The 15,455-nt window shown below is 44.9% G+C and carries 14 protein-coding genes and 2 tRNA genes; 10 read left to right on the forward strand and 6 right to left on the reverse strand.

The features are described 5' to 3' along the window. Positions 1 to 12: 12 nt before the first annotated feature. Both T325_RS09160 and T325_RS09165 read right to left on the reverse strand, forming a co-directional pair. Positions 13 to 85 (reverse strand) — tRNA-Pro (locus tag T325_RS09160). A gap of 67 nt (positions 86 to 152) precedes the next feature. Further along, positions 153 to 1,340, reverse strand: coding sequence for a serine palmitoyltransferase (locus T325_RS09165; RefSeq protein ID WP_036912743.1), 1,188 nt, complete (start codon positions 1,338 to 1,340; stop codon positions 153 to 155). 160 nt (positions 1,341 to 1,500) lie between these two features. Between T325_RS09165 and T325_RS09170 the strand changes: the two genes are divergently transcribed. Both T325_RS09170 and T325_RS09175 read left to right on the forward strand, forming a co-directional pair. Further along, entirely contained in the window at positions 1,501 to 2,538 is a 1,038-nt protein-coding gene (locus tag T325_RS09170) for a YegS/Rv2252/BmrU family lipid kinase (protein ID WP_036912747.1), read from the forward strand. A gap of 233 nt (positions 2,539 to 2,771) precedes the next feature. Then, positions 2,772 to 2,843 (forward strand) — tRNA-Cys (locus T325_RS09175). Between the two features lie 77 nt (positions 2,844 to 2,920). Here the strand turns inward: T325_RS09175 and T325_RS09180 are convergent. From T325_RS09180 to T325_RS09195, 4 genes are read right to left on the reverse strand one after another with little or no spacing between them, the layout of a single operon-like run. Continuing rightward, a complete protein-coding gene (locus tag T325_RS09180) occupies positions 2,921 to 3,313 on the reverse strand; it encodes a YkvA family protein (RefSeq protein ID WP_036912748.1) in 393 nt (130 codons plus the stop codon). A gap of 22 nt (positions 3,314 to 3,335) precedes the next feature. After that, on the reverse strand, positions 3,336 to 4,193 hold the full coding sequence (locus T325_RS09185) for an N-acetylmuramoyl-L-alanine amidase-like domain-containing protein (protein WP_156097669.1): 858 nt from the start codon (positions 4,191 to 4,193) through the stop codon (positions 3,336 to 3,338). Next, positions 4,190 to 5,326: a DUF4421 domain-containing protein gene (locus T325_RS09190; RefSeq protein WP_231622218.1), complete on the reverse strand. Its 1,137-nt coding sequence runs from the start codon at positions 5,324 to 5,326 to the stop codon at positions 4,190 to 4,192. The genes T325_RS09185 and T325_RS09190 overlap by 4 nt, the downstream gene beginning before the upstream one ends. Positions 5,327 to 5,336: 10 nt before the next feature. Then, positions 5,337 to 6,329, reverse strand: coding sequence for a Gfo/Idh/MocA family protein (locus tag T325_RS09195; protein ID WP_036912750.1), 993 nt, complete (start codon positions 6,327 to 6,329; stop codon positions 5,337 to 5,339). A 99-nt stretch (positions 6,330 to 6,428) separates the two neighbouring features. Here T325_RS09195 and T325_RS09200 point away from each other — a divergent pair, with 99 nt between their 5' ends. The 8 genes from T325_RS09200 to T325_RS09235 all read left to right on the forward strand — a co-directional run bounded on the left by T325_RS09200 (position 6,429) and on the right by T325_RS09235 (position 15,437). Beyond that, positions 6,429 to 7,067 carry a hypothetical protein gene (locus T325_RS09200; protein ID WP_036912751.1) on the forward strand — a complete coding sequence of 213 codons (639 nt, stop codon included), beginning with the start codon at positions 6,429 to 6,431 and terminating at the stop codon, positions 7,065 to 7,067. Then, a complete protein-coding gene (hisB, locus tag T325_RS09205; RefSeq protein WP_036912754.1) occupies positions 7,042 to 8,115 on the forward strand; it encodes a bifunctional histidinol-phosphatase/imidazoleglycerol-phosphate dehydratase HisB in 1,074 nt (357 codons plus the stop codon). The genes T325_RS09200 and hisB overlap by 26 nt, the downstream gene beginning before the upstream one ends. An 81-nt stretch (positions 8,116 to 8,196) precedes the next feature. Beyond that, positions 8,197 to 9,810 (forward strand): ABC-F family ATP-binding cassette domain-containing protein, encoded by a 1,614-nt coding sequence (locus T325_RS09210; protein ID WP_036912757.1) that lies wholly within the window; start codon positions 8,197 to 8,199, stop codon positions 9,808 to 9,810. Between the two features lie 50 nt (positions 9,811 to 9,860). Next, positions 9,861 to 10,430 carry a nucleotide exchange factor GrpE gene (locus T325_RS09215; protein WP_036912759.1) on the forward strand — a complete coding sequence of 190 codons (570 nt, stop codon included), beginning with the start codon at positions 9,861 to 9,863 and terminating at the stop codon, positions 10,428 to 10,430. A gap of 3 nt (positions 10,431 to 10,433) precedes the next feature. Further along, positions 10,434 to 11,597 carry a molecular chaperone DnaJ gene (gene dnaJ, locus T325_RS09220; RefSeq protein ID WP_036912762.1) on the forward strand — a complete coding sequence of 388 codons (1,164 nt, stop codon included), beginning with the start codon at positions 10,434 to 10,436 and terminating at the stop codon, positions 11,595 to 11,597. Between the two features lie 11 nt (positions 11,598 to 11,608). After that, complete coding sequence (locus T325_RS09225) at positions 11,609 to 12,922, forward strand: bifunctional folylpolyglutamate synthase/dihydrofolate synthase (RefSeq protein ID WP_036912765.1); 1,314 nt, start codon at positions 11,609 to 11,611, stop codon at positions 12,920 to 12,922. Between the two features lie 113 nt (positions 12,923 to 13,035). Further along, on the forward strand, positions 13,036 to 14,127 hold the full coding sequence (locus T325_RS09230) for an aldose epimerase family protein (protein ID WP_036912768.1): 1,092 nt from the start codon (positions 13,036 to 13,038) through the stop codon (positions 14,125 to 14,127). A gap of 32 nt (positions 14,128 to 14,159) precedes the next feature. Further along, a complete protein-coding gene (locus tag T325_RS09235) occupies positions 14,160 to 15,437 on the forward strand; it encodes an MFS transporter (RefSeq protein WP_036912771.1) in 1,278 nt (425 codons plus the stop codon). The last annotated feature ends 18 nt before the right edge of the window (positions 15,438 to 15,455 follow it).

Raw genomic sequence — 15,455 nt, forward strand, 5'->3', positions numbered from 1 at the left:
TTTACAAAGAAGTCGAGGTGACAGGACTCGAACCTGCGACAGCCTGGTCCCAAACCAGGAACGCTACCAACTGCGCTACACCTCGTTTTTGCGGGTGCAAAGGTACACATTTTCTGTGACCCTTGCAAATTTTTCCGCAAATTTTTATCGAATTATTTAATAATTCCCTGTTCTACGAAGATTTTCTTCAAAGCAACAACCGAACGATCAACCTGTTCCTTGGTATGTGTAGCCATCAGCGCATAGCGAACTAACGTGTCTGTAGGCGCACATGCGGGAGGAATAACAGGATTGATGAACACGCCTGCCTTGAAAGCGAGAGCAGTAACAAGGAATGTCTTGTTTACATCGCGAACATAGAGTGGAATAATGGGGCTCTCAGTCTCACCAATCTCGAAACCTTCTTCACGGAAACGCTTCAGAGCATAGTTGGTTACATCCCAAAGGGCCTGAATACGCTCGGGTTCCTGCTGGATAATGTGAAGGGCCTCCATGGCCGCAGCTGTGGCTGCGGGCGTATTAGAAGCCGAGAAGATATAAGTACGGCAGGTATGACGCAGGAAATTGATGGTATCTGAATCAGAAGCTATGAAACCACCAATAGAAGCCAACGACTTTGAGAAGGTGCCCATAATGAGATCAACCTCGTGGGTGAGTCCGAAGTGATCGCACACGCCCCTACCCTGACGACCAAAGACACCAATACCGTGAGCCTCGTCTACCATGATAGAGCAATTGTACTTGTGCTTCAGCTCAACTATCTCTGGTAATTTGGCGAGGTCGCCCTCCATAGAGAATACGCCATCGACAACAATCAACTTAATGGCATCGTGAGGCAACTTCTGAAGTACGCGCTCAAGATCTTCCATATCGTTGTGTTTGTAGTGGAGCTGCTTGGCAAATGAAAGACGACGACCGTCCACAATACTTGCATGATCACGATCGTCGCAAATGATGTAGTCGTCTTTACCAACTACCATTGCCAATACACCTTGGTTTACTGAAAAACCTGTAGAGAAGCAAAGACAGTCGTCTTTGCCAATAAACTCTGAGATTTCTTTCTCCAGCTGAACATGCAAATCAAGCGTTCCATTGAGGAAACGGCTACCAGCACAGCCAGAACCGTACTTTTCGAGTGCGTTCTTAGCTGCATCGATGATGCGCTGATCGCCTGTAAGGCCTGTATAAGCATTTGAACCGAACATCAGCACTTTGTGACCACCCATTTCCACTTCCGTTCCCTGCTTTCCTTCAATAGCACGGAAATAAGGGTAAACGTCAGCCTCCATGAATTTCTGTGGCTCACGATAATGCTTGTATTTCTCTTGTAACTGTCCCATTAATATTAGGTAATTCTACATTATTTATTTTTTTCAGGCTGCAAAGTTACACAATTTTTGGCAATTCGTGCAAGTTTTTTATAAAAATGTCACTTTTTGGCATTTTTATTATATCAATATGCGTTTTTTCAGGCTTTTTTCGTATTTTTGCACTCAGAATATGACAGAAAAGAAGAAAATCACATTTATACTAAACCCTATATCGGGCACTCACTCGAAGGATGAGATACCTGCCATGATTGAACAGATGCTCAACAAAGAATTGTATGAGCCCAGCATACGATTTACCGAATATGCCGGACATGCGGCTGAAATAGCTAAGAAGTGTGCCGACGAGGGGGATGATGTGGTGGTGGCAGTAGGTGGCGACGGTACTGTGAACGAAGTGGCTCGCTCACTGATTCACACCGACACAGCTTTAGCCATCATACCTTGCGGGTCTGGCAACGGTTTGGCACGACATCTGTGTTTGCCGCTCGACGTAAAAAAATCGATTGGCATTATTAACCAATATAAAGTAGAAGCTTTCGACTATGGCGTTATCAACGAGCTACCCTTCTTCTGTACCTGCGGCATGGGCTTCGACGCATTTATCTCGCTAAAGTTTGCGGAAGCAGGTAAACGTGGTCCTATCACCTACGTGGAAAATGTCTTGAAGGAAGGACTAAAGTACCAGCCTGCTACTTACGAAGTGGAAGACGAGACAGGGGCAAAGAAATATAAGGCTTTTCTCATAGCATGTGCCAACGCATCGCAATATGGCAACAATGCTTATATCGCGCCTGGCGCAACAATGAAGGACGGAGAGATGGATGTGATTATCATGGAGCCTTTCGACGTGCTTGATGCGCCACAGATAGCAGCTGACCTGTTTATGAAAACGCTGGCTAACAACTCGAAAATAAAAACTTTCCGCACAAAGCAACTGCACATACATCGCAAGGAACCAGGCGCCATTCATTTTGACGGCGACCCCATCATGACGGGCACAGATATCGATGTAAGGATTGAGTCTGGCGGTATCAAGATTGTAACAAATCCTGAGGCTACGGAAGACGACGGGCAACCTAACCCCGTATTAAACGCTTTCAGCGATTTCTTTAATAATATAAATAATGTACGTGAGGACATAGAGAAGCGTGGTAAACGAATTCAAAGAGTTAACAAGGTGATGCTACGCAGACTTACGAAACTTTAAGCCCATCTATGTTTCAGCTATATATTGTAATTATCATCCTAACTGCAGCGATGAGTTATGCAGGATACAGGATATATAAGGTTCTAACCGATGTAAGCGAAGCTTGCAGAGGCTGCGCATTAGCAGAAAAATGCTCAAAGAAGCAGAAAAAGAGCACTACATGGCGAAAAAATCGGGAAAACATTTGGCAGTGTCGAAAATAATAGCTACCTTTGCACCCGCAAATCGCAATTGGTGCCTTGGATGAGTGGCTTAGTCAACGGTCTGCAAAACCGTCTACGGCGGTTCGAATCCGCCAGGCACCTCGCAAGAAATCCTCACTTTCGTGAGGATTTCTTCTTTTATACACAATTATCCCCGCCAATTGCTGACGGGGATATTCTTAATCTTCTGCATCGAAGAGATTCTGCACTTCAATAATCTCGTCGTCGTCGAACCACTTAGAGAGCTTTTTACGGGCTTGCTCCACAATCTCAGGATCAATGCCCGTCCAAACCTTCTTCAAAACATAGAGAAGAACGGCCAAATCGTCAGTAAGTCCTGCAATGGGGATAGCATCTGGAATGACATCAAGCGGACTAATCATGTAGCCTAAGGCACCAATAATGATTGCCTTATCGCTCTTGGCCACCTTATCACTCTGTAGTGTGTAGTAGAGAATAAGTGCAGCATAAACCAACTTGGCTCCAGCTCGCTTAGCGATGCGGGAGATTTTCTCTGCAAATTCTGGCTTTGAGAACTTGCTGGCATAACTCATAAAATCGGGTAATTCCATCTTTTTCGTTTTGGTTAAGTTTCTATTTGTTTATTCTGATTATTCGTATTCCTGTATGAGAAGGATGCTTCTGCAAATAGCGATAGAGGGTCATGGGTTCTTCAACAACCTTTTTATGCAGTTGAGAAGCGTTTAGCAAGTGTAACCCGTCGTTCTTCCATACCGCAAAACCGAGATGTGCAATATCGAGTCCGGGTTTCTTGCATGTAATAGCAATGATGTCACCATCCTTAATAGCTTGACGCAGTAGTTTACTATTGCCAACAACAGATTTTGGGATATAGCGGAACTGCCGACCTGAGATTTTTTGTTCTATAGCGCGAATGTCGCGTATAAAGTCGGGATGTTGACGAAGAGCCTCATAACCCTGCGGATGCTGGCTCATATAGCTGACACTAACACGTTGTAGGGCGGAAAATGGCGGATTAGGCGACTGAATCTCACGAATAATTCCAGCACGGCTATTCTCGGTAATCCAATCAGTGAAATAATGGATACGGCTTGTATAATCCTTGATAATGCCTCCACGATAGCGCATATCAATGAGAGCATGTTTAAAAGAAAAATAGCTAAAGTCGCGACGCTGTACACAGAGCGTAAGGGCCACCACGTTCTCAACTAACGTAGTACAGTCGAGTTGACGAGTATTGACTACCAGACATTCAGGATCATTCCCTTCAAGGGTTGCTGCCACATATGGGCGACCTATAAACTTACGGGCAAAGAAAAGCGGCAAATTTGTCGAGGCTGGCAGATGTCGAGCCTCTCGCAATAATTGGCACACGGTGACGCTATCAACTGCAAGTTGTTTAGTCTGAGCCTTAGTAGGCAGAGCCAATACAAAGACGAGAATCATGTAAATCACAAATCGAAGCATCATACTTTCCTCTTCCTATATTTCTTTTTTAACATAAAGTTATAGCCTATGTAGGCATTAAACGAGCCAAACACATTCTCAGCAGTGAAACGCGAAGTATGGTAATTGTTAGTCCGCACAATCGCACTCCAGCCCGCATACCAACGGGTATTATTATAGACCATACCAAAACGGCCTATGGCATCGACATTCACCTTTTCAAAATCAAATCCATGCTTCTCGTCGGCAACCTTCCCATAACTAGTCTTATATGCCAAAGCGAGTTGGGCACTGACAGCCAATAACCAATTCTTGGCAAACACCCAGTTGTATGCATATCCGCCAGAAAGCATGAAGTCATTGTATTTGATGTCGCGAAACATCATGCCACTATCAAGTTTCACTTCCTGCCCTTTCGGCATGCGGCTATTAAGCGCTTTTTCGAGTTCGTCGTGATCCAAATCGAGTGTATTGTGAGTGTAGCCTGCTCCTGCCAACCATGAACCACAACTGATTTTCTGACAAGTAGACTGACTAAAGGCGGCTGGATAGGAGAACCTGCCATGATTGAAAATATAATATGCACTGACACCCGTAATCCCCACATTAACCCCTGCGAAGGGCATATCCTCGAAAAGTTGTCCATTGATACCATAGCCAAGTTTCACATCGCGTATCTTATAATCGTTGCCCGTTCGACGATAAAACAAATCGACTCCCACCTGCGAGGTATAGATACTGAAATCGAACTCCTTTCGCAGACCATTCTGACTAAACCCAATATTCTTGATATCAAACGTATAGCCAAAGAAGAACCAGCGCCAACCAAAATAAGGTCCAACTTTTGTTTGTCCATCAGGAGCCAACAGAATAGACTGCCCATTGCTACCCAAAATAAAGCTCTCGTAAGTACGAGTGACTTGAGCCATCACAGTAAACTCGTAATGCTGAGGTTCAATATAATCCTTTTGTAGGCGATCGAGACCTCGGATAGTACTGCGGAGGACGCTCAGCTCATGAGACCCCATTGAAGAATCGGAGTTCAGAATGTCAGCGCGCTGCATCTCCGCATGCAGAGCGTCGGCACGCAACGAATCTTGAGCAGCGACAGAAGCGCAAACTAACATCAAGACCAAACCCAGCATCAATCTACTCATCCCTTTAGTATCAGAATTTGCCTAATATACGATCCATTACCCAATTAACTGGTGTAGCCGATATGCTGGTACAAGTGCAAACTGCCAATCCCTGCAGATGTTCAATGACATTTTTGATAAGCGGATACTGAACATAAGGCGGATTAGGCACCGTGATATTCTCATCTCCCTCGCTGGTTTGTAAGCGAATGGGCAGATAATCGAAAACAGAAAAGCTGACTTGTCCCTCTGTACCTATAATTTCGATGCAGTCTTCACGAGCACTTTCGTGAGCTACATAACACCAGGATCCACTACCTGGAAGGCCATTTTCAAAGCGGAAACAAGCACTCACCGAATCCTCTGCTCCATAGAATCCGCCACGATTGGCACAAATACCACGCGCCTCAAGAATGACTCCAAACATATCCTGAAGCAAATCGAGCTGATGAGGAGCCATATCGTAGAAATAGCCACCTCCAGCAATCTCTGGCTGCAAACGCCAAGGCAGAGGTGTGCCATTTTTGATAGCTTCGGCATCAGCATCACGGAGTGGTTCTGTATAGCGTATCTGTACATTCAGGATTTTGCCGATACGACCACTACTAACTATATCCTTAACTTTCTGGAAATATGGCAGGTAGCGACGATAATAAGCAACGAAGCAAGGTACACCAGTTTGTTCGGAAATACGATTGACGCGAGCACAATCCTCATAGCTAGCAGCCAAAGGTTTCTCTACATAGACAGGTTTGCCAGCCTTCATGGCCATGATGGCATATGTAGCATGACTTGATGGAGGTGTGGCCACGTAAACGGCATTCACATCAGGATCGTCAATGAGTTCCTGAGCATCGGTATACCACTTATTAATTCCGTGTTCGACTGCATAGGTACGAGCACGATGTTCTGTGCGACTCATCACAGCCACGACACTTGAACCTTCAACAGAACTGAAAGCCGGCCCGCTTTTTTTCTCAGTCACTTCACCACAACCGATGAATCCCCACTTCAACACTCTCATATCTTATATATTTGGCTGCAAAGATACTAAAAAATATCAATTATCAATTGTCAATTCTCAATTATTTTGTAACTTTGCAGCGAAAATAAAAAACGAACAATGGAAATAGAAGAAAAAAACCACATAAAGAAGATACGCAGTAGTCAGGCTTGTATCAAGGACGGCTATCAACTCTACACGGCCAACTTCAGACGTATCTTCCGCCACACATGGGCACTTGCTATCATTTTTGCACTCATTACCGCTACCGCTTCCGCCCTACCCGTTCTGGTCTCACCGACATTAGTGCTTCCAGCCTTTTTACTTGAAGTGCTTAGTGTGATACTTTTTTTGTGGACGGCAAACAGACTCTTACACAAACGACAATTCCTGCAGCCAATAGAGGAGGCTGGTATAAATGGCTGGATACGCCATTTGGGCATGGTTATACTTGTTGGAATAGTCTGTCTGCTCATCGTCTCGGTGCTGACACTTTTTACAGCATTGCCCACCATCATTATGATGGCTGCTAACTGGGAGTCGCAGATAGGCGTGATAGGCGGCGATCCAGTAGGCATGCCCAGTTATGTAACATGGCTTTCAATAGGTGCATTCCTCATCGCAGGATTCCTACAAGCATACGTATGGCTAACAGTTATATGTCCTTTTCACCTGGTACACGCATCGATAGCCTGCCAAGAAAAAGACAGAAAAGAATTCAATAAGAAAAATTATGAAAAAAAGAATCTTATTCATTGATCGTGACGGAACACTGATTGAGGAACCTGCCGACGAGCAAATTGACAGCTTTGAAAAACTGAAATTCATAAAGGGCATGATTCGCAATCTCGCTTTTATTCGCGAGAAACTGGACTTCGAGTTTGTCATGGTAAGCAATCAGGACGGACTCGGAACCGACGCTTTCCCGGAAGAGACCTTCTGGCCTGTTCACAATTTCATATTGCAGACCTTGAAAGGCGAAGGCATTACTTTCGACGAGATATTAATCGATCCCCACTTCCCGGAAGACAACGCCCCAACTCGCAAACCCAATACAGGTCTGGTCGAGAAGTACATGCAAAACCCAGACTACGACATTGCAAACTCGTATGTTATCGGAGACAGAGAGACAGACCGAACCTTTGCTAAAAACATCGGATGCAAATCTCTGATTATCAATGACGAAGGAATGTCATGGGACAAGATTGCGGAAATATTGTTTGCTGGCGAACGTACGGCTAAAGTAAGTCGGAAGACGAAGGAAACCGATATTTTAGTCCGAGTAAACCTTGACGGCACTGGCATGTGTGATATTTCGACAGGACTTGGCTTTTTTGACCACATGCTGGAACAGATTGGCAAACATGGAATGATAGACCTGACCATCCACACAAAAGGCGATCTTGAGGTAGACGAGCACCATACGATAGAAGATACAGCGATTGCCTTGGGAGAGTGCTTACTGACAGCCCTCGGAGACAAGAGAGGAATTGAACGTTATGGATATTGTTTGCCCATGGACGATTGCCTTTGCAGTGTCGCGCTGGATTTCGGAGGCCGCCCATGGTTGGTTTGGGACGCAGAATTCAGACGAGAGAAAATTGGCGAAATGCCTACCGAAATGTTCTTACACTTCTTCAAAAGTCTCAGTGATGCCGCAAAGATGAATCTGAACATCAAAGCCGAGGGGCAAAACGAGCACCACAAAATAGAGGGAATATTCAAGGCACTAGCCCGTTCACTGAAGATGGCTATACGACGAGACATCTACCACTACGAGTTACCATCAACGAAAGGCCTGCTATAGATTTCGGATGAAAATTTGGCAATATCAGAATTTATTTGTACCTTTGCACCCCAATTATTATAAATAAGGTATTAGAAAGAAATGATAACAGTTACAAATCTGCAGATTCAGTTTGGAAAGAAGGTCCTCTACAAGGACGTAAACCTGAAGTTCACAAGTGGAAACATTTATGGTATCATCGGTGCTAACGGCGCTGGCAAATCTACTCTGCTGCGTGCCATCAGTGGCGATCTAGAACCTAACAAGGGAACCATTGAGATGCAGCCAGGCGAACGCCTGAGCGTTCTGGAACAGGACCACTTCAAATATGATGAGTACTCCGTGATGGATACTGTGCTGATGGGACATCAGCCCCTTTGGGCCAACATGAAAGAGCGTGAAGCCCTTTATGCCAAGCCAGAAATGAGCGAGGAAGATGGCGTAAGAGCCGCTGACCTCGAGATGGCATTTGCCGAAATGAACGGATGGGAGGCTGAAAGCGAAGCCGCACAGCTGTTGCAGAACCTCGGTGTACAGGACAGTCAGCACTACAAGCAGATGGCTGAAATTTCAAACAATGAAAAGGTACGTGTAATGCTAGCCAAGGCATTGTTCGGGCATCCCGACAATCTGCTACTTGACGAGCCAACCAACGACCTCGACCTCGACACCGTACAGTGGTTAGAGGAATACCTGTCAAACCTTGAGCAGTGTGTACTCGTAGTTTCTCACGACCGCCACTTCCTTGACGCAGTATCAACCCAAACGGTTGACATCGACTTCGGCAAGGTAACGCTGTTCTCAGGTAACTACTCTTTCTGGTACGAGAGTTCGCAGTTGGCATTGCGTCAGGCCCAGAACCAGAAGATGAAGGCTGAGGAAAAGAAAAAACAGCTTGAGGAGTTCATCCGCCGATTCTCTGCCAACGTGGCAAAATCGAAACAGACCACATCACGTAAAAAGATGCTGGAAAAGCTGAATGTAGAGGAAATCACACCTTCAACACGTAAATACCCTGGCATCATCTTCTCAATGGAGCGTGAACCAGGAACCCAGATTCTTGAGGTTGAAGGACTGAAAGCTGTAGATACCGACGGAACAGTACTCTTCGACAATGTAAACTTCACCATTGAGAAGGGACAGAAGACCGTATTCCTCTCACACAATCCAAAGGCAATGACTGCCTTGTTCGAGATTATCAACGGCAACCGTCAAGCTGATGCAGGTACCTATAAGTGGGGTGTTACCATCACTACCGCCTACCTGCCATTGGATAACACCGAGTTCTTCCAGAGCGAGATGAATCTGGTCGACTGGCTGAGCCAGTGGGGACCAGGTAACGAGGTTACCATGAAGTCGTTCCTGGGTCGTATGCTGTTCAAGGAAGAGGATGTGCTGAAGCATGTAAACGTGCTTTCGGGAGGTGAGAAGATGCGTTGTATGATTGCCCGTATGCAGCTTAAGAACGCAAACTGTCTGATTCTCGACACACCCACAAACCACCTCGACCTTGAGTCCATTCAGGCATTCAACAACAACCTTATTCAGTTTAAAGGCAATATTCTGTTTGCTTCACATGACCATGAGTTTATCAACACTGTAGCCGACCGTATCATCGAATTAACACCGAAAGGCACCATCGATAAGCTGACGACTTACGATGACTACATCTACGATGAGCAGATAAAAGAACAGAAGGCTAAGATGTATGTTTAATGGCACGGAATTTGCATAAGGTTTGTCAAAGACAATAAAACATAGCAATTATGACAGAAAAAGATATCAACATCGAAGACGAGGAGACTTTGAATGAGGCTCCTATTGAAGAAACTGACAAAGAGACAGAAGAAGCTACTGAGGAAACACAAGAAGAATTGGAAGAGAAGGATCCTTTAGAAAAAGCCAAAGAGGAAATTGCTGATTTGAAAGATAAGTGGCTTCGTTCTGTAGCAGAGTTTGAAAACTATCGCAAACGCACCCTGAAAGAACGCGCAGAGCTAATTCTTAATGGTGGCGAGAAGGTTATCTCTGCCATTCTGCCCATCATCGATGATATGGAGCGTGCTATTGAGAATGGAGCAAAGACAGACGATCCTGAAGTCCTGCGTGAAGGCATGACTCTGATTCATCAGAAGTTCATGAAAACACTGGAAGCGCAGGGAGTCAGCAAAATCGAGACGAAAGACGCCGACTTTGATACCGATGTGCATGAGGCTGTAGCTATGGTACCAGGCATGGGCGACGATAAGAAAGGTAAAGTAATCGACTGTCTGCAAGAAGGATATAAGCTGAATGACAAAGTAATCCGCCACGCGAAAGTGGCCGTAGGACAATAAGCAATGGCACAGAAGAGAGATTACTACGAGGTACTGGGCGTACAGAAAAACGCCACAGAAGACGAGATTAAGAAAGCCTATCGAAAGATAGCCATCAAGTATCACCCCGATCGCAATCCTGGTGACAAAGAAGCCGAGGAAAAATTTAAGGAGGCTGCAGAGGCTTATAACATACTACACGATCCGAAGACTCGCCAGCAATATGACCAATTTGGCTTTGATGGTCCCAATATGGGTGGCGGATTCGGAGGCTTTGGCGGATTTAGCGGCACATCAATGAACATGGACGATATCTTCTCTATGTTCGGTGACATCTTTGGAGGACACGGTTTTGGAGGCTTCGGAGGTGGGCAACGCCGACCACAACAGCACAGAGGTAGTGACCTTCGTCTGAAAGTAAAACTCACATTAGAGGAAATCAATACAGGCGTAGTCAAGAAATTCAAGGTACGCAAAGACATCCACTGCCCACACTGTAACGGTTCTGGAGCAGAGAAAGGTAGCGGTAAAGAAACTTGCCAGACCTGTCATGGTACTGGCGTCATCACCCACACCACTCAGAGTATCTTCGGTATGATGCAGCAGCAGAGCGTATGTCCTGTATGCGGTGGAGAAGGTCAGGTGATTAAGAACAAATGCCAGCACTGTGGTGGAACTGGCGTCGAGAAAGGCGAGGAAGTTGTTGAGATCAACATCCCCGCTGGCGTAGCTGAAGGTATGGTCGTTAATGTTCCCGGAAAAGGAAATGCCGGAAAACATAATGGTATCAACGGCGACATTCAAGTGTTTATCGAAGAAGCTCCACATGACACATTTGTCCGTGATGGTAACGACCTGATTTACAACCTACTGCTCGACTTTCCTACAGCAGCTCTTGGGGGAGAAATCGAGATTCCGACCATCGAGGGCACCAAGTTAAAGGTAAAGTTGGAAAATGGAACACAACCAGGAAAGACACTCCGTCTGAGAGGTAAAGGCCTGCCCGCAGTTCAAGGCTATGGTAGCGGAAAGGGCGATCTTGTTGTTAATATCAGTGTGTATGTTCCAAAAACTCTCAGCCGCGAAGAGAAACAAGCTATCGAGCAGTTTAAAAACAGCGACAATTTCAAGGGCGATAAACAGACGCGCGACTCCATCTTCCAAAAATTCAAGAATTACTTCAATTAATATATTAAGGTATGACATATCAGGAAACGTGTGAATATCTCTATAACCAAATGCCCATGTTTGAACGACAGGGCGCCAGCGGGTATAAAGAAGGGTTAGAAAATTCTCATACTCTTGATCAGCATTTTGGGCATCCTCACCGCAAGTACCGCACCATCCACGTGGCTGGTACTAATGGCAAGGGCTCATGTGCACACACGTTATCCGCCATACTTCAGTCATGTGGCTACAAAGTAGGATTATACACTTCACCTCACCTTGTTGACTTCAGTGAGCGTATCCGTGTAAACGGACTGCCAATTTCAGAAGAATATGTTGTAGACTTTGTTGAAAAAGAAAAAACATTCTTTGCCCCTTTAAATCCTTCATTTTTTGAGGTTGTTACAGCGATGGCCTTCAAATACTTTGCCGACAAGAAAGTTGATATTGCTGTTATTGAAGTCGGTATGGGAGGGCGCCTTGACTGTACAAACATTATCACGCCAATATTATCAGTCATCACTAATATCGGCATGGACCATACTCAATTCCTCGGCAATTCTCTTGAACTGATTGCCGTAGAGAAAGCTGGTATTATCAAACAGGGCATTCCTGTGGTTATTGGTGAAACAAAACCAGAAACACGTCCTGTTTTTGAAGCAATGGCTTCATCACTCAAGGCTCCCATCATCTATGCAGAAGACCAGCAGGAGATTGGCTCCATAAGCAGTACGCACAAGAAGATCGAATACCACACAAAGAATTTTGGAATCTTGACAGGAGAACTGACAGGTAGCTATCAGGAGAAAAACACCAACACCATTCTCTGCGCTGTAAAGCAGCTAGAAAAAATGGGGTATATGCAGGCTGTTAGTTGCCCCGAAAATAAAATCTGTGCAAACAGAGAGGTCAGAGAAGGGTTCAAAAACGTTTGTTTCCTGACAGGTTTGAAAGGACGCTGGCAGACTGTAAAAGATACACCTCTGACCATTTGTGACACAGGGCACAATGTGGCAGGATGGGAATTCCTGAGCAAACAGATTAGCGAGGTACCCTGTCGAAAAAAACACATTGTATTCGGAATGGTAGAGGACAAAGATGTCGAAGGCGTTCTGGCACTTTTGCCAAAAGATGCGACCTACTATTTTACAAAGTCAGATAACAAACGAGCACTCTCTGAAAATGTTCTTAAACTATATGCCCAAGAAAAAGGACTCGAAGGAGAGAGCTATCCTGACGTGGAAACAGCATACCAGACAGCCAAGAAACAAGCCGAAAATAACGACTTTGTGTTTATCGGAGGTAGCAGTTATGTAGTCGCAGACTTCCTAAAAAACTGCATTTAGGCTTTTTTAATATATCAAAAACATTTTTTTCGTTGAATCATTTGCCCGTTTGATATATTTTTAGTTACTTTGCAGACAGTAATAATTTTAGTAACTAAAAACATATATTCAATATGGTAAACTCAACAGAAACAGCGAATCTGTGTGGTCTGAAGAGAGAAAACTTCCAGGCCACAATCAATGGTAAGAAAACAGACCTGTACATCCTCAGGAATCGTAAGGGTTATGAAGTGGCAATCTCCAACTACGGCGGTGCCATTTGTGCTATTATGGTACCAGACAAAGAAGGTAAGGTGGGTAACGTGATTCAAGGACACGACAGCATCAAGCAACTCACCAGCGGCAAGGAGCCTTTCCTTTCTACACTCATTGGTCGCTGGGGTAATCGTATCTGCAAGGGTCAGTTTACACTGAATGGTAAAGAATACCAATTGGCACTTAACGATGGACCTAATCACCTGCATGGTGGTCCTACAGGTTTCCATGCCAAGGTATGGGATGCTCGTCAGATGGGACCTCGGTCGTTAGCTTTACACCGCGTATCTTCATATGGTGAAGAAGGTTTTACTGGCGAACTTGACGTAACTGTTGAATTCACTTTCACAGATTTGAACGAGCTGATCATCGAGTACCTTGCTACCACCAATAAAAAGACCATCGTGAACCTGACTCATCATGCTTTCTTCAGTCTGGCAGGTACAGCAGATCCCACTCCTACGATTGAAAACCAGATTTGCGAAATCAATGCAGATTTCTATCTGCCCACCGACGAGACCGCAATTCCTACAGGTGAGATTCTCAAAGTTGAAGGTACCCCATTTGACTTCCGCAAGCCAAAAGCTTTTGGTAAAGATATTGATGCAGACCATGAGCAGATCAAGTTTGGTAAAGGCTTTGATCATAACTATGTACTGAACAAACAGGAAGAAGGCGAACTCTCGTATGCCGCAAAGGTTATTGAGCCAAAGAGTGGACGTACGATGGAAGTATTTACAACCGAGCCTGGCATTCAACTTTACACAGCCAACTATGCAAATGGCTATAAGGGGGCCAATGGTGCGACATTCCCACGCCGATCTGCTGTATGTTTTGAGGCTCAGCACTTCCCTGACACCCCCAATCGCCCTTATTTCCCATCTGTAGTGCTTCGTCCTGGCCAGCAGTATAAACAAAAAACAATTTATCGTTTTGGAGTAGTAGAATAATAAGAAACCAAACATTAAAATTTTAACACAATATGACTGAAACAAAAAACAATGGCAAGTTGATTGCCATAATAACGATGTGCTTCATCTTCGCGATGATTAGCTTCGTAACAAACATGGGTGCTCCATTTGGCAACATCTGGGGCTTTGAATATCCTTTTGCTAAGGCATGGGGTAATCTCATGAACTTTGCCGCTTATCTTTTCATGGGTATTCCGGCTGGAAAAATGCTAACTAAGTATGGGTACAAGAAGACTGCGCTAATCGCACTTATTGTAGGTATTGTTGGATTAATGTTCCAATATCTTTCAAGTCTGGTTGGCGCAGGCACATACGTATTTACATACGACAGCATCCCAGTAGCTCTCAATCTGATCATCTATCTTTTGGGTGCTTTCATCTGTGGATTCTGTGTCTGCATGCTGAATACTGTAGTTAACCCAATGCTAAACCTGCTTGGTGGCGGTGGTAACAAGGGTAACCAACTCATTCAGGTAGGCGGTACACTGAACTCACTGACAGGTACACTTACCCCACTATTAGCAGGTATTCTCGTTGGTACAGTGACCAAGGATACCAGCATGAGCGATGTTGCTCCCCTGTTGTTCATTGGTATGGCTGTATTTGCCATTTCATTCATCATCATCAGTCGTGTATCAATTCCCGAGCCTACTCTCGGAAAAGTTGAGCCCAAGTATGAGCATAGTCCATTGGCCTTCCGCCACTGCCTACTTGGCGTCATCGCTATTTTCTTCTATGTAGGTATCGAAATCGGTATTCCTATGGAGTTGAACTTCTATGTGACAGATCTTCCTTTCGAAGGTGCTGCTGCAGTAGGCGGTACATTAGCTGCTGCCTATTGGTTGCTGATGATGATAGGTCGTGCATGCTCAAGTGCTATTTCTGGCAAGGTTTCTACCAAACTGCAACTTTCAACAGTTAGTGCTGTCGCCATCTTACTCCTGCTGATTGCCATTTTCATGCCAGAGAGTGTAACCATCGGCTTCAGCGGACATGACGTACCTGCTAAGGCTTTCCTTATTCCCGCTTGTGGCCTCTGCACCTCAATCATGTGGGGCGGTATCTTCAACCTTTCTGTTGAAGGACTTGGCAAATACACAGAAGCAGCATCTGGCATCTTTATGACAATGGTTGTTGGTGGTGGCATCATGCCATTAATTCAAGAAGCTATTGCCAAGTCTACTGGCCCAATCTTCAGTTACTGGCTTGTTATTGCTATGTTGGCCTATATTCTGTTCTATGCCCTTATCGGCTGTAAGAATGTAAACAAGGATATCAAAGTTGATTAATTTTTAACTTCTAAAACT

The sequence above is a fragment of the Prevotella sp. FD3004 genome (assembly GCF_000746155.1).
Taxonomy (GTDB): domain Bacteria; phylum Bacteroidota; class Bacteroidia; order Bacteroidales; family Bacteroidaceae; genus Prevotella.